This window comes from Bradyrhizobium hereditatis (assembly GCF_020329435.1).
GTDB lineage: Bacteria > Pseudomonadota > Alphaproteobacteria > Rhizobiales > Xanthobacteraceae > Bradyrhizobium > Bradyrhizobium hereditatis.
Genome location: NZ_JAGKJK010000001.1, coordinates 954,988 through 973,039, shown reverse-complemented (window position 1 = coordinate 973,039; position 18,052 = coordinate 954,988). Strand labels below are relative to the sequence as shown.

General features: G+C 60.8%; 20 protein-coding genes and 1 pseudogene. 15 read left to right on the top strand and 6 right to left on the bottom strand.

Annotation, left to right across the window (positions count from 1 at the left end; all coding sequences use genetic code 11):
* Positions 1-1,008 (top strand): phage tail protein, encoded by a 1,008-nt coding sequence (locus tag J6524_RS04780; RefSeq protein ID WP_225669185.1) that lies wholly within the window; start codon positions 1-3, stop codon positions 1,006-1,008.
* On the opposite strand, the gene J6524_RS04775 is transcribed toward J6524_RS04780, so the two are convergent.
* On the bottom strand, positions 992-1,627 hold the full coding sequence (locus J6524_RS04775) for an SGNH/GDSL hydrolase family protein (RefSeq protein ID WP_225669184.1): 636 nt from the start codon (positions 1,625-1,627) through the stop codon (positions 992-994). The genes J6524_RS04780 and J6524_RS04775 overlap by 17 nt on opposite strands.
* 363 nt (positions 1,628-1,990) lie before the next feature.
* On the opposite strand from J6524_RS04775, the gene J6524_RS04770 reads away from it, so the two are divergent.
* The 8 genes and pseudogenes from J6524_RS04770 (at position 1,991) to J6524_RS04740 (ending at position 8,310) form a co-directional block, all read left to right on the top strand.
* Positions 1,991-2,812, top strand: coding sequence for a lysozyme (locus J6524_RS04770; protein WP_225669183.1), 822 nt, complete (start codon positions 1,991-1,993; stop codon positions 2,810-2,812).
* A complete protein-coding gene (locus J6524_RS04765; RefSeq protein WP_225669182.1) occupies positions 2,809-3,192 on the top strand; it encodes a hypothetical protein in 384 nt (127 codons plus the stop codon). Before J6524_RS04770 ends, J6524_RS04765 begins: the two co-directional genes overlap by 4 nt.
* Before the next feature lie 201 nt (positions 3,193-3,393).
* Positions 3,394-3,687: a hypothetical protein gene (locus J6524_RS04760; protein ID WP_225669181.1), complete on the top strand. Its 294-nt coding sequence runs from the start codon at positions 3,394-3,396 to the stop codon at positions 3,685-3,687.
* A gap of 22 nt (positions 3,688-3,709) precedes the next feature.
* The gene (locus J6524_RS04755) at positions 3,710-4,096 is read left to right on the top strand and encodes a Gp49 family protein (protein WP_225669180.1); all 387 of its coding nucleotides are present in this window, start codon (positions 3,710-3,712) and stop codon (positions 4,094-4,096) included.
* A 397-nt stretch (positions 4,097-4,493) separates the two neighbouring features.
* A pseudogene (locus J6524_RS38250) lies at positions 4,494-4,644 on the top strand (IS5/IS1182 family transposase); the annotation flags it as partial.
* A gap of 329 nt (positions 4,645-4,973) precedes the next feature.
* Complete coding sequence (locus J6524_RS04750) at positions 4,974-5,219, top strand: hypothetical protein (RefSeq protein ID WP_225669179.1); 246 nt, start codon at positions 4,974-4,976, stop codon at positions 5,217-5,219.
* A gap of 22 nt (positions 5,220-5,241) precedes the next feature.
* Positions 5,242-6,429 carry a cyclophane-forming radical SAM/SPASM peptide maturase GrrM/OscB gene (gene grrM, locus J6524_RS04745; RefSeq protein WP_225669178.1) on the top strand — a complete coding sequence of 396 codons (1,188 nt, stop codon included), beginning with the start codon at positions 5,242-5,244 and terminating at the stop codon, positions 6,427-6,429.
* A gap of 15 nt (positions 6,430-6,444) precedes the next feature.
* Positions 6,445-8,310, top strand: coding sequence for a hypothetical protein (locus J6524_RS04740; RefSeq protein ID WP_225669177.1), 1,866 nt, complete (start codon positions 6,445-6,447; stop codon positions 8,308-8,310).
* Between the two features lie 177 nt (positions 8,311-8,487).
* Here the strand turns inward: J6524_RS04740 and J6524_RS37285 are convergent, their stop codons facing one another.
* Positions 8,488-8,616: a hypothetical protein gene (locus tag J6524_RS37285; protein ID WP_283843229.1), complete on the bottom strand. Its 129-nt coding sequence runs from the start codon at positions 8,614-8,616 to the stop codon at positions 8,488-8,490.
* A gap of 503 nt (positions 8,617-9,119) precedes the next feature.
* On the opposite strand from J6524_RS37285, the gene J6524_RS04735 reads away from it, so the two are divergent.
* Both J6524_RS04735 and J6524_RS04730 read left to right on the top strand, forming a co-directional pair.
* Positions 9,120-10,025, top strand: coding sequence for a dihydrodipicolinate synthase family protein (locus J6524_RS04735; RefSeq protein ID WP_225669176.1), 906 nt, complete (start codon positions 9,120-9,122; stop codon positions 10,023-10,025).
* A gap of 150 nt (positions 10,026-10,175) precedes the next feature.
* A complete protein-coding gene (locus tag J6524_RS04730; RefSeq protein ID WP_225669175.1) occupies positions 10,176-11,144 on the top strand; it encodes an SDR family oxidoreductase in 969 nt (322 codons plus the stop codon).
* A gap of 81 nt (positions 11,145-11,225) precedes the next feature.
* On the opposite strand, the gene J6524_RS04725 is transcribed toward J6524_RS04730, so the two are convergent.
* The gene (locus J6524_RS04725) at positions 11,226-11,699 is read right to left on the bottom strand and encodes a GcrA family cell cycle regulator (protein WP_225669174.1); all 474 of its coding nucleotides are present in this window, start codon (positions 11,697-11,699) and stop codon (positions 11,226-11,228) included.
* 41 nt (positions 11,700-11,740) lie between these two features.
* The gene (locus J6524_RS04720; protein ID WP_225669173.1) at positions 11,741-11,941 is read right to left on the bottom strand and encodes a hypothetical protein; all 201 of its coding nucleotides are present in this window, start codon (positions 11,939-11,941) and stop codon (positions 11,741-11,743) included.
* Positions 11,942-12,232: 291 nt separating this feature from the next.
* Between J6524_RS04720 and J6524_RS04715 the strand changes: the two genes are divergently transcribed.
* On the top strand, positions 12,233-12,580 hold the full coding sequence (locus tag J6524_RS04715; RefSeq protein ID WP_225669172.1) for a GrlR family regulatory protein: 348 nt from the start codon (positions 12,233-12,235) through the stop codon (positions 12,578-12,580).
* An 8-nt stretch (positions 12,581-12,588) separates the two neighbouring features.
* Here J6524_RS04715 and J6524_RS04710 read toward each other — a convergent pair whose 3' ends face one another.
* Entirely contained in the window at positions 12,589-13,530 is a 942-nt protein-coding gene (locus J6524_RS04710; RefSeq protein ID WP_225669171.1) for an acetamidase/formamidase family protein, read from the bottom strand.
* Positions 13,531-13,683: 153 nt separating this feature from the next.
* Here J6524_RS04710 and J6524_RS04705 point away from each other — a divergent pair, with 153 nt between their 5' ends.
* From J6524_RS04705 to J6524_RS04695, 3 genes are all read left to right on the top strand, one after another.
* Positions 13,684-14,484: a YdcF family protein gene (locus J6524_RS04705; RefSeq protein WP_225669170.1), complete on the top strand. Its 801-nt coding sequence runs from the start codon at positions 13,684-13,686 to the stop codon at positions 14,482-14,484.
* 71 nt (positions 14,485-14,555) lie between these two features.
* Positions 14,556-15,341 (top strand): DUF169 domain-containing protein, encoded by a 786-nt coding sequence (locus tag J6524_RS04700; RefSeq protein ID WP_225669169.1) that lies wholly within the window; start codon positions 14,556-14,558, stop codon positions 15,339-15,341.
* Positions 15,342-15,470: 129 nt separating this feature from the next.
* Complete coding sequence (locus tag J6524_RS04695) at positions 15,471-16,670, top strand: saccharopine dehydrogenase family protein (RefSeq protein ID WP_225669168.1); 1,200 nt, start codon at positions 15,471-15,473, stop codon at positions 16,668-16,670.
* Here J6524_RS04695 and J6524_RS04690 read toward each other — a convergent pair.
* Positions 16,633-17,913: an O-antigen ligase family protein gene (locus J6524_RS04690; protein ID WP_225669167.1), complete on the bottom strand. Its 1,281-nt coding sequence runs from the start codon at positions 17,911-17,913 to the stop codon at positions 16,633-16,635. The genes J6524_RS04695 and J6524_RS04690 overlap by 38 nt on opposite strands.
* Positions 17,914-18,052 lie beyond the last annotated feature (139 nt).

Here is an 18,052-nt window from a genome sequence, read left to right as displayed (position 1 = left end):
ATGTCGTTCTGGAAATGGTCAAAAATCGCGGCGAACAACGCGACCGCGGATAGTTCCTGCCCCTTTCCGGAAGGAATGGCGCCTTCGGCGGTGAACGACGGAACGCGCGGCATGATGGCCGCGCTTGCCAAATGGCGTGACGATATTCAAGGCATCCTGATTTCTGGCGGAACCGGTGCAGCTTACGCCGTTTCATCGAACCAGGTCGTCACGTCGAATGTCGACGGCTACACGGTCCAGTTCACGCCCGGCGCGACCAATACGGGGGCGGTTACGCTATCGGTCGACGGTCAGACCGCGAAGCCTCTGCGCTTCTTTACTGGCCGCGATTTGCCGGCCGGCGTGCTGATTTCCGGGTCGCTCTATCAAGCGACCTATCGTCAAGCCTCGGACGAATGGTTGCTGCATTCGTTCGATGCGAGCGTTTACGCAATCCCGATCGGTGGCGGGATCGACTATTGGGGGTCAGCGGCGCCTAATGGCGCTTTTGCTTTTCCGGCCGGACAGGCTATTTCCCGCACCGCCTATGCCACGCTGTTCTCGATTATGGGTACAGCCCACGGCGCCGGCGATGGGACCACGACGTTCAACCTGCCAGACAAAACCGGCCGCGTGTCGGTGATGAAGGAGGCTGTCGCCACGCGGCTAACGGCATCGTATTTTGGCGGCAATTCAACCAATATCGGGGCTGTAGGGGGTGACGAAAAGAAAAGCCTGCTCGCGAGCCATATCCCCTCGCTGACGTCGAGCGGCAATAATTCAATTTCCGTCACGTCGTCCCAGGGCGGCATTCCTTACAACAACACTGCTGGAAACTTCCTTACGCATACAGGCCCTAGCACTGGTGTTTACGGACCTGGTCGAACCGGCGGCACTCCGGTCGACATTGGTCAAATCACGTCGAGCGGCAACAATTCAATTTCCGTTGCCTATTCTAACGGAGCGCAAGCTCCCGTTCCGATCGTACAACCGACGATCGTCTGCAATTACATTATCCGCATAATTTAGCAATCGCCGCCTCTAACGCTGGAACCCATGCAGAGTAGGCTGCGGCGGTGAAATGAATGCCATCCGGCATTTTTGAGCCGGGCGGCAACAGCGGATCAACGAATAGAACGCCACTCGCGGCCTCGCCTATCTGCTGGCTTGTCTGCGCATCTGGAGCAGTCGAAATAGCTACAAGCGGCCTAGCCGACAGCGGCTTAACGGCCTCGATCAGCTCGGCAAAATCTTGGCGCGCGGTCTGCGAGCCGGCATCATTCGCCCCGATGGCAAGCGCAACCATAAACGCCCCGCGCTCGCCGATGGCGCGGGCCGCAAGTCGCTTCGCCTCCCGGATCGTCATCCCGCCGACGCCGGCATTGATAACGGAGCGGCCGCAAATCTGTCGCGGGAGAGGGGCCATTTCGGCAACGCTGTCACCGATGACTACGATCGGTTGCCGCGTCTCCGCGAGCGCGGCGCGGATTATGAATTCCCTGACTTCCGCGTGGTCGTGAAACTTGTGGGAGGTCACTTCGCCGAACCGGGCTCGAACCCGTTGCAGCTCGGAAAATGAGGCGCCGAAGCCGATCAGGGCAACGGCGGCTACAATCCAAGGAAGAGCGCGCTTCATGAGCCCTACCATTCGGATCATCTAGCCTTTATATCGTTCTTTTCGCAGGAAAACGGCTAGAACAAGCCGAATGGTGATGTAGAGGCCCGCAGGAACGCCAATCGCCCATAGAAAGTATTCCATAAGGTCGCTTCCTAAAGCGCCTGGCATTACAGCCACGCCAAACAATGCAAGGTCGTAAACGCCGCCCGTTTCATCAGCGGATTCAATGTCTCGGCAACGTTGGAGAATCTTGCATGTCAACTTGGCCCAGACAAGCTAATTGCCGGCGCTTTTTTGGTGCGATCTGTACGAACCGCACCTGCAACCCCGGATAAATCACTAACCGTAGCCCCATAGCGTCACCCCCGACTTTTCCATCGGGGATCTTTCGAAATGGGTGTGAACGACCATCTGAGCGCCGGCCCGGAAGCCTATGCTCTGAGCCGGGCTTTCGAGAGGTGCCTGACCCCGGACAGCCGAGGGCTCTTCAAGCCCTATATTTGCCCGGCTGGCGTTCTGACGCTCGGGTGGGGTCATACCAATGCCCAGGGCCGGAAGTTCGACGCTAGCGCGCGCTGGTCGCAGCGTCAGTGCGATATTGCGCACGAAGAGGACATGGAGGAAAGCGCGGACGTCGTTCGCCGGCGCGTCAAGGTCCAGCTCAACCAGCATCAATTCGACGCGCTGACGTGCTTCGTTCACAATGTCGGCGAGACGAATTTCGCGAAATCCACGCTGTTGCGGAAGCTCAACCGCGGCGACTTCGACGGCGCCGCCGCTGAGTTCGGGAAATGGGTCAACGGAGGCGGTCGCAAGCTGAGCGGCCTTGTTCGGCGCCGGGCCTCGGAAGCGTTGCTGTTTCAGGGCGTCGCCGATCGCAACTATGACGGCAAGCCGGACCGCGGCGCGGCGCGCTCGGCGGAAGATCCCGAGGCCATGCCGCAGAGCGTTGACGCCCCGACGCCGGACAAGCCGCTCATTCAATCCAAGATCACGCAGGGCTCTACGGCTGTCATTGTCGGCGAGGGCGCCGACATTCTGAACCAGGTCTCCGAAGCTGCCGACAAGGTGTCCGAAGTGAAGCAGAAGGCCGAAAGCATCGGCGCGCTCGACGTCCTCGGCCATCTGGTGCAGGAACCGCGTTTCCTCGTGGCCGTCGTCGTGGTCGTGATTGCCGGCCTCGTCATCTACTGGCGCTGGCGGGACCATCAATGAGCCCGCTAGCGCTTCTCTCGATCGGGGCCGAGTTGCTCGCGTCGTCGCCGCGGCTGCGGCAGGGCGCCACCTTCGCCGCCTACGGCATAGCCGGCTGCATCCTGCTCGGCGTCGTCTGGTACAGCGGCCGGCAATCCTGCCGGCTGGAGGCCAAAATGGCCGGGCTCAAAACGCAATTGGCGCAGAAGGCGCATGACCTGAAGGTGCAGGCCAGCGTTTCGGCCTGGATGAAGGACCGGAAAGACGCGGCCGAACAAGCCAACGCGGAACTGCAAGGCAAGGTGGACGAATATGCTGACGCGCTCAAAAAGCGGCCTGCGGCTGCGAATTCTTGCGCTCTTACTGACGACGACGTTCGCCGGCTGCGCTCAATTCGGTGATCCGGCCGCGCGCATTGAGACGGCGCGGCAGATCCCTATGGACTGCGAAAACGAGGCTCGCCCCGTCGCCCTGCCTGACCCGAAGAAGGGCGTAGATGGGAGGCTCGAGGCCGCGCGCAACCGTAAGGCCGCAGTCGACGCAAACAAGCGCTTGGTGCTCACCCGTGAGTGTCAGAAGAAGCAGCGAGAGGAATTCGCGCGATGAACGCCGGCGACATGGAAAAGCTCGCGAAGATGTCCGCGAAAGAGGCTGTTTCTGAAACGTTTCTGATGCTCGGCGTCAATATATCGACGCCGGAGGCCATCCAGTCGACCCAGAACCAATTCGCGACGCTCCGAAATCTTCATTACGGGCTGCGTCACGCGCGCAACGTGATCATTGCCGGCATTCTGGGCGCCGCTGTTAGCGGTGGCGTGTGGGCCTTCTGGACCGGCTTCAAGGCCAGCGCTGCGGCGCCGGCATCCACCATTTCCGCGCCGGGCGGCTCCCGGTAATACCCGAAGAGGAAGAACCTAAATGCTGAGTGCTAGCGAAGCTTCGATTGAAGCGGAACTGAAAACCAAGAGGCTCAACGCGCCGCGTCTGACGCCGGAGGACATTTCCGCCGCGATCGTCGGCGAGGACTATCACGTTTTCCCCGGAACCACGATGACGGTTTGCGCGCTCAAGCTCCGCAATGGCTTTGTCGTGATCGGCGAGAGCGCGGCCGCGTCGCCGGAAGACTTCGACGCCGCAATCGGCCGGCGGATCGCGCGGGACAATGCCCGGAACAAAATCTGGGCGCTCTGTGCGATGGCTCGACGGAGCTTGACTTCGATGCATCGCCCGCAGATCAGCTCGCCGTCGCCGGCCGGTGGCGCAAGAACGACCAGCTCTTCTGGCGCGAACTCTTCTTCGCAGTGATCGCAGGTCATGGTTTCAGGCATTTCAGGGCCCTCATTTCGGTTGCCATTCGAAATGAAAAACGCTGATGTTTCAATGCCGATAAAATCGGTTAGTTGCCAAAAAGGTTTAGCGACTTCAAGCGGGTTCCCGCGTCTGGGAGACTAGGGGTCGAAGGTTCAAATCCTTTCGCTCCGACCAAATTTTTCAATGGATTCAAGCTGGTTTCCGAGCGTTTTCAGCCTACCGGCCAGTTTGCAACTGGAGTGCACTTTCGTGCGCGAGCGGAGAAACCGCTGCGGCAATTCACGGGTGAAAGAAAACCAGCCGGCCTGCTCGGCTGTGACCCACTCTCATTACGCCGTGACATTGATCCTCGTTGTATGAGGGATGACCTAAGCAAATTCCCTGTGTCTCCGAAGGCGGCCGTGACCTCGCACGCGACATCGCTAGAACCGAAGCCTACGTGACGTCGCGGGTGAACGGATCGAGATGCTGTTCGCACATATTGGCGCATTCTGCGCCTCCATCGCCTTGGACTGAGAGGCCAATTTGGTGCTCGAGACGAAACTCGCCAAACTGATCTCATTGCCTACGTCGCAGCCGGCTTGAGCACTGGCGTCCCCGCGCACGCCTCGCTCTTTGTGCCATCCCTGATGGCTCATTCGCCGAACTTCTTCAACGCAAATGCCAGACGCGGATAAGAGCCGCGAATACCGACCCGTGCTGCAGGGCTTTGGACACTTGGAGAGTTTGTCAAAGACTCCGCGCTTGAAATGGCGGTGCGTCCAAACATTCAAAACTTATCGCACGTATGAAGTAGGTCACACTAGTCGGCCTTTGACGCCTGATAACATCTAAGGTGGAGGCAGTTCAGGATTCAACGAGGGAGTGAGCTATGTCCAATGACCTCGATCCTAGATCACCCGTGTGCAAAGGAACCGTCGTTGCGTCTTTAGTCGCGGCGGTCACTTGTGCGTTGGCAAGCGATGCACCTGCGAGCCGACTACCGGCTGATCGATGTACCGGCGAGCAAGACTTATCGGCACGTGTTGCTGCAATCGTCGAGCGTGTCCGTCTCGCCAATCCGGCGCTGGTGCGCGACTTGCCGGCGGAAAAGAAGATCGCGCAATGGCGGAATTAAGGGTGTCGGAGGGCAACCCGCCATGGCCGCAATCACGAACGTTAGTGTTGACATCGCGACGCCGCGCCTGAGGCTTCTTGTTCTTCAGCCGACCCCATTCTGCAACATCGATTGCTCATACTGCTACCTCTCCAGCCGAATGTCGGCGGCGAGGATGAGCCTTGAGACGCTGGACTCCGCTTGCCGGCGGGTGTTCGAGAGCCCGCTGCTGGACCGGCAGCTTGAGGTGGCGTGGCATGGCGGTGAACCTCTTACCGTTCCCCTCGCTTGGTACGAAAAAGCAATTGCGCTTGTAGCAGAGCGGTGCCCGGACGCTCTGCAACTGAAGCACCGTTTCCAGACCAATGGACTGCTCCTGAACGATGGTTGGGTGCGGTTCTTTGCCCGAACGGGGGCGACGATCGGGCTCAGTATCGACGGTCCGGCACGCCTACACGACGCCAGCCGGCGCACGCGCAGCGGGCATGGAACGCATAAAGACGTGATGCGTGCGGTACGTCTGCTGCAGAACAATGGTCTCGCATTTCACGTGATCACGGTACTGACGGAGCGTGCGCTCGATGATCCCGATGGTCTCTTCGACTTCTATGTTCAGAACGGGATCAAGGAAGTTGGGTTCAACATTGAGGAGATCGAAGGAGTCCATTTTCAATCGTCGCTTGCGAGCGCCGATGTCGAGACGCGGTTCAGACGATTCATCAAACGCCTATTCGAACTCGTTTGCAAAACGCCTGGACTTCTTGCCGTGCGCGAGTTCGAGAGCACGATCGAGTTGCTGCTGTCGAGCGAGCCCGCGAAGGATGAGCAGAATCTCGCTTTTGCCATCGTCAGTGTGAGTCACGATGGGACGCTTTCGACGTTCTCGCCGGAACTCTTGGGGGCACATCATCCACGATTCGGAACGTTTGCATTTGGTCGCGTTGTGGAGCACAGGCTCTCTGATCTTGAGTGCGGATCTTTGTTCCAAGCCATCGATAGCGAAATTCGCCGAGGCGTGGAGGCGTGTGAACGTAGCTGCCGCTACTTCCGCTGGTGCGGTGGCGGGGCGCCTGCGAACAAGCTGTTCGAGACCGGACGATTCGACGCCACCGAGACAATGCACTGTCGGCTGACGCGCCAAGTAGTGCTCGACGAAGTGATAGAGGGTATCCAAGCCCACATGGGACGGCGGGAGATCGCGCACGAACTTTGCTTTACCGAAGCCCTTTAAACCGAGGTGAGTGGCATGACAAACCTCCCCGAGCCAATATCGAACATCATCGGTGAATACTGGAGCGCCTTGATCGGATGCATGATTGTGGTGGCGTTTGCTCGGCAACGGTTTAACGAGCCTACTTTTCCGAACCGGGAGACGTTGCCGCAGACGGTCGCACCGCTTCGCTATCTCTTCCTCCCGTCGGCCTATGAAAGGGCTCGCCGGACGTACATCATCGCGTCGCTGCTTCTATATGGCCTGCTGCTGTTGCCCGGGCGGCAAGTCATCGAAATTTTCGGCATTGATGCCAAGTTTCCACCTCAGGCTTGGGCATTGCTCGTTGCGTTATTGCTCGTAGGCTTGCTTCCCACAACGAGTATCAAGTGGATCATCATGATCGAGGAACAACTGCGGCGCCATGTCCATGAATGGTATCTTGTTCCAGACGGGCTTAAGAAGACGATCGCGGTGCTTGAGGATGCGCCGTACGAGCCCCCCGCAAGTCAGTTGGAGGCCATGCCGGACGCGCAACGAGAGAGGCTTCAAGCTGATCTGAAACTCGGAAGGGGCTCGCTGCGGCATCGCTGGGCACGCGCCACAATGCTGATGGCTTCCTTAAATCAGATGGGCGCCGATACCGTGCACCCGCTTCGGAAAGCGGCCTTCGAGCCGTTCGCGGAGGATTTTGACGCGATCCATGCTCGGCACAAGGCTCTAGCACAAGATATCGCGAACCTCGGCAAGTCGGTCACCCCGGAAAAAGAGGAAGCTCTCCAACGCTCGGTCAACGCCCTGCTTCGGCGAATCTACGCGTACATAAGCTGGGGGGTCCGACAACAGGCCGATAGTGACCGCGCGATTGTCCAGACCCTGGAAGCGCTCGGCTTCTCAATCTCGGTCGTCGAGGGTCGCCGGCTGTTCGACATTGTGGCCCCAGCGGCCCTTGTCGTCGCGGGGATAGTCATGGCTTTCTGGCTCGCCCACGATGCCATTCTCTATAGTCAATCCTATTCCCGCATCGTTCTTGGCGCCGGGTGCTCCGCAACCGCCGCTGGCGCCATGTACGGGCTGGCCGCCTTTATCGCACTCAAGCAACGAGGGATTCAGATCGAGCAGAGGGTTTGGGACGCATCGCCAAAATGTCTTATCAAAATCGCCATCAAAGCTGGTCTTATTACATGGCTTGCAATCGTTGTCTCGACAATGGTTTGGGAATTCGGCGATGCCTTAAGGTCACTCGTTGCATTTGTTCAAATGGACTGGACGGCTGTCCTTCCCCAAAAGCCGGATCAAAAGGCCATCACGGCATGGAGCTTTTTGCCGGTCAAGGTCTTGACCGCTTCGTTCTGGCTCCTTGCCGGCGCGGCGGCGAGCGCCATCCTGGCCCGCCGTATGACCGGCGACGTGCGCCGAACTCACAGGTCGGACCGAGTGCGCGATGCCGCCTGGTTGGGAATCGGCTTGGGCCTAGCGGTGGCGTTGGCTCAACTAATGCAGAGCGCGCTTGCCGAACAACTTGGTGAACAACCCCTCAAGTTCGCCCCAATCGTCACTATCGCCTTCGTTGGGCTTTTGTGCGGGGCTGTCATCGGGATCATGGTGCCCTGCGCCTGTAAAGGAAACCTGGTGACACCTCCGGATCCGATTATGGCTCGGGATCTTCGGAATTTGCTCCGCGAGGCCGAGACCGCCCTTGGCACCAAGGCCGTCGCCGAGAATTGGGTGTTCTGCCCACACGACACCTTGCATGGGATCACCCCGGCCGAGGCGATCCAATACCAAGGATACGCGAATTTGGTGCGGACGCTTCTAAACAGCGACGCCTCGCGTGAACGCGAAGGGACCCGGCCCGATCGCAGTGATAGGCCGACGCCCATCGCAATTGTGAAGAGTTAGCGCCGATTGTCCGTCGCCGGCATTCCCTACGGCTGAAGCAATTGTTGGGCGCGGACGTTAGTGCCGATAAGGACGTCACCGACAAGGTGTTCGGCCTGGAACTTGACGCCGAGGCGCAGAAAACCTGCTCATCAATTCAACCAATTTTCTGAACGATCGACACACCTTCGAGCGCCGCTAGATCCCGAAAAGCCAGACGGCAAGGACGGTTCCGAGGACGGCTGTGCCGCTGATGGTCCAGCCCGTCAGGTAGGCCGCGCCGTCCGTTTCCGGTCTATCGACCATGGTATCGCGCCATTGCCTCATGACGACCTCCGCATCCTGTTTCTCGTGAGTCGCGGCGGGAGCCGTCAGGTTCAAACGGTCGTCTGTCGCCCGTGGTGGGCGCAAAGTCGGAAGACCAGATGAGCGGGGGCAACCCGCCTCGGCCGCAAAAACACCTCCGGCCTGACCGGCGGCGTCCTGGGCGAACGGGCGAAGCCGGGACGGCTTATCGGCAACACCGTCGCCTGCATCGCCTAGCGCCGGATTTCGCGCGGATCGAGATTCTTCATGTGGATCGCTGACCTGTCGGCGTGCGTGCGAAGCGTCTGCACGTAGTTCATGTGATCGCCGCAAGCCTTCCGCGATACCGCTTCATCGCAAGACCAGTGCTCGACGCTCCGCGTTTTGACTGCCGGCATAGCTCGGATGATGTGACCTGCCATGCCAATTTCACAACTGGATCGAGCTACCGACCTTCGCTAGGCTTGCCACTGAGTGGGGGAGACGCCCCATCAATAGCGGATGGAAACAAGCGAGGCAGGCCCATGAAAGTGCGCCCCACAGGCGTGATACCGCCGATGACGACGCCGTTCCGGAAGGACGGCGAGATCGATTTCAAACTCGTGGCACCACAGGTCGATTGGCTGATCGGCGCCGGCAGCCATGGCATGGCGGCTGGCGGCTCGACAGGCGAGGGGCATACGCTCGACCATGAGGAGTATCGCGACCTGGTGGCGGCGACGGTGGACGCTGCGAAAGGCCGCGCACCCGTCATTGCCGGCATCATCGTCGATTCCACGCGCGACGCGATCCGGCGCGGCAGACTGGTGCGCGACATGGACGTCGCGGCATTGCAGGTGACGCCGGTGCACTATCTGTTCAAGCCGGACGAGCAGGCGATGGTCGACCACTTCCGCCGCATCGCCGATGAAACCGGCATGCCGATCATCATCTACAACGTCGTGCCGTGGTCGTACCTTTCGCCGGCGCTGTTGACCCGTATCATGAACGAGGTGCCGCTCGTTGTCGGCGTCAAGCAGAGCGCCGGCGACCTGAAATTGTTTGCCGATCTCATGATGATGGCGCCGGACAAGCTGATCTACAGCGCCGTCGATGCGCTTATGTATCCATCATATACGCTCGGCGCACATGGATCGATTGCCGCCATCCTGAGCGCCGCTCCGCATGCTTCCGTCGAACTGTGGAACGCCGTCAAGGCCGGTAATCACCCTCGCGCGCTCGAACTGCACAAGAAGCTGCTGACCTTGTGGAACGCGATCGTCTCGGACAATCTGCCGGCGTGCACGCGCTACGCGCAGTCGCTGCAGGGCCTGCCGGCGACATCCTCTCGGGCGCCGATGCCAGAAGCGTCGCCAGCGCAACAGGCCGCCATCCGGAAGGCGCTGGAGGAATTGGGCACGCTGCATGGTTCTCGCGAGGCGGCGGAGTAAATTCCGCCGCGCGAAAACGTTCGGGGAAACATTGAGCCGCCCGTCTCGCGGGCGGCTTTACCCGCACTTCCCACCTGTTACTGTTCGTAGGGCGGGCTCCAGCGCGTAGGGGCTCCAACTCAAGAATCAAAAATCGAGGTAACGAGCTCAATGAAGGATTTTGCCGGAAAGTTTGCCGTGATCACCGGAGGCGGCACGGGAATGGGTCGCGAGCTTGCGCGTCAGCTCGTCGCCGAAGGCTGCAATGTCGCAATGTGCGACGTCTCGGAAGAGGCGATGGCCGAGACCAAGCGGCTGTGCGAAGCCGAAAAGCTGCCGCAGGGGCTGCGCATCACCACCCACATTGCCGATGTCTCGATCGAGGCTCACCTGCAGCGCTTTCGCGACGAACTGATCGAGCAGCAGGCGACCGATAAGATCCATCTCTTGTTCAACAATGCCGGCATCGGTGGCGGCGGCAGCTTGTTCACCAATACGCGCGAGCAGTGGGAGCGCACTTTCAACATCTGCTGGGGCGGTGTCTATCTCGGCGTTCGCACCTTCCTGCCGCTGATGATGAAGGCCGACGAAGCCCACATCATCAATACGTCGAGCGTCAACGGCTTCTGGGCGTCGGTTGGCCTCGGCGTACCGCACACCGCCTATAGCGCCGCCAAGTTTGCGGTGAAGGGTTTTACCGAAGCGCTGATGACGGATCTGCGGCTCAACGCGCCCCACATCAAATGCTCCGTCGTGATGCCTGGGCACATCGGCACGTCGATCGTATCCAATTCGCGCAAGATCCAGAGCGGGACGGATTCCGATGAGCTCAGCCCGAACGAAATCCTGGCGACGCGGCAGCGCCTGAAGGGCATGGGCATCGATACCGCGCCGATGTCTGATGACGACATCCAGAAGATCGCGCTCGACCGTGCGCGCACCTTCCGCGACGAGGCGCCGACCACCGCGGCCGCGGCGGCAAAGATCATCCTCGACGGTGTCAAGGCCGAGCGCTGGCGCATTCTCGTTGGCGATGATGCCCACAAGCTCGATGAGCGAGTGCGGCAGACCCCGGAAGAGGCCTATACGCCGGAGTTCTACAAGAGTTTTACGGAAGAGGTCGGCTGGCGGCTCGGCTAGCGACGGTCGGTTCTGATCGAAATCAGAACCGACGCCCTCGCTTTCTCCTGTCGCGTTTTCAGGAGCACCAAACCTTTACCGTCATCGCGCGCGCGAGACGCGATGGCGCGTGCCGGGGCGGTAGGCGAGGCGGGTGTGCCCCGAGCAATAGGGCATGCCTTCCACCGGCGTATTCCCGCAGAAGCAGAAATCCTCGGCGCCCGGCGTGCTGATCGGCCAGCGGCATCGTTCGTTACTGAGCTCGAGCAGCGAGCAGCGGCGTTCGCTGACGATCGGCTCTTCCTGGAGGGGCTGTGCGTTTTCGTAGACGGCCTGCAGGATCTGATACTGCAGCCGGGGAACCGATTTTCTTGAGCGCTCCCTCGCAGTCTTGGTTGGACGCGGTTCTGCACGGGCAGGGCCGCGCGTCAGTTGCAGGCGCGCGAGTTTGCCGATCACCGCATTGCGGCTGACGCCGATGCTGGCCGCGATCTCGCGACAGGTGAGGCCGGCTTCAAAATGGCTCTTCAGGAGTTCGACGCGATCGGTGGTCCAGGTCGGTACGTTCGTAAGCATTTTCTCGGTTCCACATTCTGTGAAAACCGCCGCAACTCCCGTCAGGACGGCCGGCCGTTGTCGCGGATTGCAAGCAGCCCGTCCTTGATGGCGAGCCGAATGCCTTCCTCGATCAGGGTCCTTGCAACGCCGGGAACACTAGTGCCGTGGGTGCCCTGTCTCACCAATCTTTCCATGTAAGCGATGGTCGAGAGCGCCAAGGTCACGGGAACGCGGTCGGTTTCGGCTTTTTCTGTAGCCATGAGGAACGCTAACTTTTAAACGATGTACTGAAAAGTTACTATTTCGACTCTATTTAGTTTTGCACATATGAGTCAAACGGCTTGTGGATAGCCTTCTATCCACTTGAAAGATAACGTTAAAATCTAAAGTTGGGTCTGTGGATCGGCTGCGCGGCTGTTACACGGGGCGTCCGGCACGTCTCAGCCGTTCGCACTTGCTGCGGCGAAACGATCCAGCCGCGCGTCCATTTCTTGATTGCCCCGCGCCGTGTGCAGTGACGATATGCCCCGGGGAAGGCGACAACGGGCGCAATGACGGTAACGAACGGGCTCTACACGATCCAAATCGAGATGTCGGATGGTGGGCGTGGCCGCGCCCACGGCATCATCGTGCTGCGCGACGGCAAGATCGCGGGCGGCGATTCGTATTTCTATTACACGGGCTCCTACACTGCCGATCGCGGCAAATGGCGCGGCGAACTCGTCACAACCGAGCACACGAAATCATCCGGGGCGCTGCCGCTATTCGGCGGCCGCGAGGTGACCTGCGGTTTCAGCGGTTCTTATTCGGCCAATGGCGCGCAGGTGCAGGGGACTGCGCTGGTCGGAAAAACCAGCGTGCTGTTTCATGCGAAGTTGCAGCTTCAGTCCGAGTTTTGAAGCCGGCGTCAGCCGTGCACGACATTTTTCGCGATCATGCAGTGGATGCCCTTGGAGCCGTTGACGGTCTGCGTCACCCGTAGATCGGCGGCGAGGCTGCAGAGCGTATAGGCGTCCTCGCGCGACAGATTGCGCTTCTCGCCGAGCAACGCAATCATGTCGCGTAGCGCGCGCACCACGCATTGATCGAGATCGGGATCCATCGCCATCGTCATGTAATGGTCCGGCGTTTCCGCGCGGGGATAGTCGAGGCTTAGATCCTTGCGCAGCGTCAGGCGGAAGCGGCCCTGCAGCGCGGTCTCGATCGCGGTGACGCAGACTTCGCCGTCGCCCTGCACGCCGTGCCCGTCGCCGCAGGAGAACAGCGCGCCTGGCACGAACACCGGCAGATACAGTTTGGCGCCGACGCCCAATTCCTTGTTGTCGAGATTACCGCCCATCGCGCGCGGAATCAGCGAGGTGATGCGGCCCCACGCGGGCGGCGGCGCCACGCCCATCACGCCGAAGAATGGCTTAAGCGGCAGGTCGAGGCCCCACGGCAGCCGGCCAACCATACGCTCGCGGTTGATCGGGATGTTGATTATCCGCGTCTCGTGGAAATCGTCGGGCAGGGTGCCCGCCAGCGGACGGATCAGATTGTAGCCCCAGTCCTGCCGGAGCTGAACGTCGAGAATATCAATCTCCAGCACGTCTCCGGGCTCGGCGCCGGACACAGCGACAGGGCCGGTGAGGATATGGCCCGGCACCATGCGCTCGCTCCGTGCATGAATGTCGGCAAGCTCGGGAGGAACGTGAAACTTGCTTCGGTCAGGCACGACGTCGGGACCGCCGGTCACGGTGTCGATGGTGACTTCGTCCCCGCTTTCGATGGTGAGGACGGGCTTCAACTTTGCTTCGAAGAAGCCCCAGTGGCAAGTTTCGGGGCTGGACTGCAGGTGATGATGGGCCATCGGAAGGCTTTCTTGCCGGAATTGTCACGCATAATCTGTCATTGCCGCACCTGATCCGGCAATCCATCATTTTCGAACAAGGCCTGTGCGAACAACGATGGCTACGCGCCCCAGGCCCGCGTATGAAGGATGTGATAATCCGCGAGGCCTTCCTTGTTTTTCGTTCTCTCCAAGACGCTCGGCTTTCTGCTGTTGCCGACGAACTTTCTGATCGGCGTCGGCTTTGTCGGCGCCATCCTGATGTTCACGCGCTTTGCATCGCTCGGCCGCAAGCTGGTGATCGCGGCAGTTCTGCTGCTCGTGATTTGCGGGCTGTCGCCGCTCGGCAACCTCTTGCTTTATCCGCTGGAGCAGCGTTTCCCGCCATGGGACAACTCGCGCGGGGCGCCCGACGGCATCATCGTGCTCGGCGCCTCGATCGAAGCCGATCTCTCTGCCTCGCACGGCACGCCGGTGGTGCGTAGTTCGCCCGATCGCTTGATTGCGGCGGCGGCGTTGGCGCACCGCTACCCGAAGGCGCGCGTCGTGTTTTCCGGCGGCAGTGCGAACCTGATTTCGAATGACGCCAGGGAAGCCGATTTCGCCGGCGCCATTTTCGAAGGCCTCGGCATCGACAAGTCGCGGCTGGTCATGGAACGCGCTTCGCGCAACACGCAGGAGAACGCGGAATTCTCCAAGGCGCTGCTTGCTCCCAAGCAAGGCGAGCGCTGGGTGTTGGTGACGTCAGCCTTCCATATGCCGCGATCGGTTGGCCTGTTCCGGAAAGCGGGATTTTCGGTTGAGCCTTATCCCGTTGATTGGCGGGTCGGACGCCGGAACGATGTATGGAATTTCACCAATATCGCAGTCGATGGTTTGGGCCGGACCGACCTTGCGGTGCGCGAATGGATGGGGCTGATCGCCTACCGCGCCACCGGCAAAATCGACGAACTGCTGCCGGGTCCGTCGAAGTAGCAGCGGGCAGCAGGCCGCGCTACACTCGAAGGGCAGACGCCGTTCGCCGCGTCGATTGGGGAGTTTACGCCATGCAACTAGAGACGCCGCCGGAAGCGTTCGATTTGGCCGGCATGGTGGCCGATCTCAACAGCCTGCTCAGGCTGAAGACGACGGTGGTCGGCATCAAGATGTTCGCGCGCGTCGAAGACATGATGGCGATTCCGAAGATCCGGCGGCCCTCCGCGGTGCATACGACTGACCAGATCGTGAGCATGGCATCGCGGCTCGGCTGGACTGTCGGTATCACCGGCGACGATCTTGTCGGCGCGCAATGCCGAGCCGTGATTGGCCTCGCGCCGCAGGATGAAAAATGGCTCGCCGGGGAAAACTATGTCGGCGTCTGGCACGGCACGGCCGAGGATGCGCGCAAGCGCCAGGAGGCGCTCGACGTCGTTCCGTTCGGTCAGTATCAGGCCATGGCGGTGAGTCCGCTTACCAGCGGCCGGCTCAACCCGCCCGACATCTGCCTAGTTTACGCGACGCCTGGCCAGATGATCATTCTGATCAACGGCCTGCAGTATACCGGCTACAGGAAGTTCGAATGGGGCGTGGTCGGCGAGACCGCGTGCGCGGATTCCTGGGGCAGGGCGCTCAAGACCGGCGAGCCATCGCTCTCGCTGCCGTGCTTCGCCGAGCGGCGCTATGGCGGCGTGCCCGATGAGGAGATGCTGATGGCGCTCAAGCCCGAGCACCTCGCCAAGGCCATTGCTGGCATGAAGCAGCTCGCCAAGAACGGGCTGCGATATCCAATCGCGCCCTACGGCATCCAGGCCGACGTTCGCGCCGGAATGGGTGTGTCCTACGGCAAGAAATAGGAACCTGCACCGTCATTGCGAGGACCGAAGCGACGAAGCAATCCAGACCGCCGCTGCAGCGCCATTTATGGATTGCTTCGCTTCGCTCGCAATGACAAGAAGGCCGCAACTTTCCCGGGAAAACAGAACATGTCTTCGTCGAAATACGATATCGTCGTCTGCGGCGCCACCGGCTTCACCGGCCAGCTCGTCGCTGAATATCTTGCCGAGCACTACAAGGGCGACGCCAACCTGAAATGGGCGATGGCCGGCCGTAGCAAGGACAAGCTCACTGCCGTGCGCGACGCGGTCGGCGCGCCGGCGGATACAGCGCTGATTGTCGCCGATTCAGGTGACGTGGCATCACTGAAGGCGATGGTGGGCCAGGCCAAATGCGTGATCAGCACGGTCGGCCCATATCAGCTCTACGGCAATGACTTGATCGCGGCCTGCGTGGAGAGCGGAACCGATTATGTCGACCTCTGCGGCGAGCCGGTCTGGATGCGACAGATGATCGACAAGCACGAGGCTGCGGCGAAAGCGAGCGGTGCCCGCATCGTGTTTTCCTGCGGATTCGATTCCGTGCCGTTCGAACTCGGCGCTTTCTTCGTGCAGGAAGAAGCGAGGCGCGTGTTCGGCGCGCCAGCTTCCCGCGTCAAGGGCCGCGTGCGTGACATGCGCGGTACTCTTTCCGGCGGCACCGCCGCGAGCGCCAAGGCGACCTTCGATGCCGTCGCCAAGGACTTGAGCCTCGTCGCCATCCTCAACGACCCCTTTGCGCTGACGCCGGGATTCACTGGACCGAAGCAGCCGCGCGGCAACAAGCCGACCTATGAGGAGGATATGCAATCCTGGGCCGCGCCGTTCATGATGGCCTTGATCAACACGCGCAACGTCCATCGCTCAAACATGCTGATGGGTTTTCCCTATGGCCGTGAATTCATCTATGACGAGATGGTGCTGACGGGTTCCGGCGAGAAGGGCGAGGCCAATGCCAGGCTCGTGATGGCTGCGAACGCCGAAAAGACCGGCCCGAATGCGCCGAAGCCGGGCGAAGGGCCTTCCAAGGAAGAGCGCGAGAACGGGCGCTACGACCTCCTATATGTTGCGATTGCGCCCGATGGCCGGCAAGTCCGCGCCGCGGTGAAGGGCGATCGTGATCCCGGCTACGGCTCGACGTCAAAGATGATTTCCGAATGCGCGATCTGCCTGTTGCGGGATACGCCTGACGTCCCGGCCGGTTTCTGGACGCCGGGGGCGGCGATGCAGCACAAGCTGATCAAGCGGCTGGAAGAGCACGCGGGATTGACGTTCACGGTGGAGAAGCAGGCCTCCGCTCCGGCGTCATAAGCGCAAAATTGCTGTCCGCCTTCCATCGCTCGGCGGCGACGAACATGCCCCATATCACGCCCAGCATCATCCAGAAGTGCCGCCAATGGTCGGTATCGATGATGAAGCTTTCGCCGACGGTGCCGAGGAAGGCCGCGAAGATCGCGAGATAGGTCGGCTGCCAGGGCACGCGAACGAAGGTGTAGCGGAATCCCGTCCATACGGTGACGAAGACCAGCGCCGGATAGCAGACGCCGGAGAGCCAGCCGCCCGACATGAAGGCGTTCAGGTACGAATTGTGGGTGTCTTCAGGGAAGAAGCGGTTGAATTGCAGCGGCCCGATGCCGAGGGGCAGCCCAAGCGCCATTTCGGCGCCGAGAACATGCCGGCCGAAACGACCGAAGCGGCCCGTGTCATAACTCTGGTCAAAGCTGGCGCGCTGCTTGAAGAGCTGCGCGACTGAATCGAGCGACAGCAGAACCGCGACCAGCGTCGCCGCTACCACCACGGCAACGAGCGCCATCACGATGATGCGCGAGCGCTGCGCCTGCGAGCGGCTGGTCAGCACCATCATTGCAAGCATGAAGCCGGCTGTAACGATCAGTTGGCCCCATGCGGCGCGCGAGAACGACAGCAGGATGGCCAGCGAAATGACGCCGAATGCGACCCCGCTGCGCAGCGCTTTGCCGAACTTGTCGGAGACGACGCTTTGCAGCGCGAACAGCGCCGGCAGGATCAGAAACGCGCCGAGCACGTTCGGGTCCTTGAAGGTGCCGCGGGCGCGGTCGTACAGCGTCAGCAGGTCACGTCCGCCAGGAACGAGGTTGAAATAGCCGGCGATGCCCGCGAGCGAGGCAATCATTGCGCCGACGATGAGGCCGCGCCGGAGCATATCGAGTCGGGCGGTCGTATCCTCCGAGATTATCATCGCGAACAGGACGACGGTTACCGCCATGTACCAGGAGGTCGCGATCCAGTTCGGGACGTTAGGCCGGTCGAACACGGCGACTGAGCTGATGGTGTAGCCAACATTGACCAGAAACAACAATAGAAGCAGCGGCATAAACACGAGCCGCATCCGCAGGCCGGTTGCGAAAAACACTACCGTGGCCGCCAGAGTGGCCAGCTCATAGGGCGAGGGCTCGATGAAGACGATCGCGATCGAAGCGCCGACCAGCCACACCAGCGCACGCTGCAAGGCCAGCACGCCGGGCGCGGCCGTTGCCGGCGCAAAGGAATTCCCGGCTGTCGCCGCATAGCTCATCGAATACTCAACTCACGCACATACGCACAATACAGTTCGACCGTCATTGCGAGCCAACGGGTCGCGCGAATGCGCGCCCGATCACAGGCTCCGCGAAGCAATCCATGGTACCACTCGGGGATAGATGGATTGCTTCGTC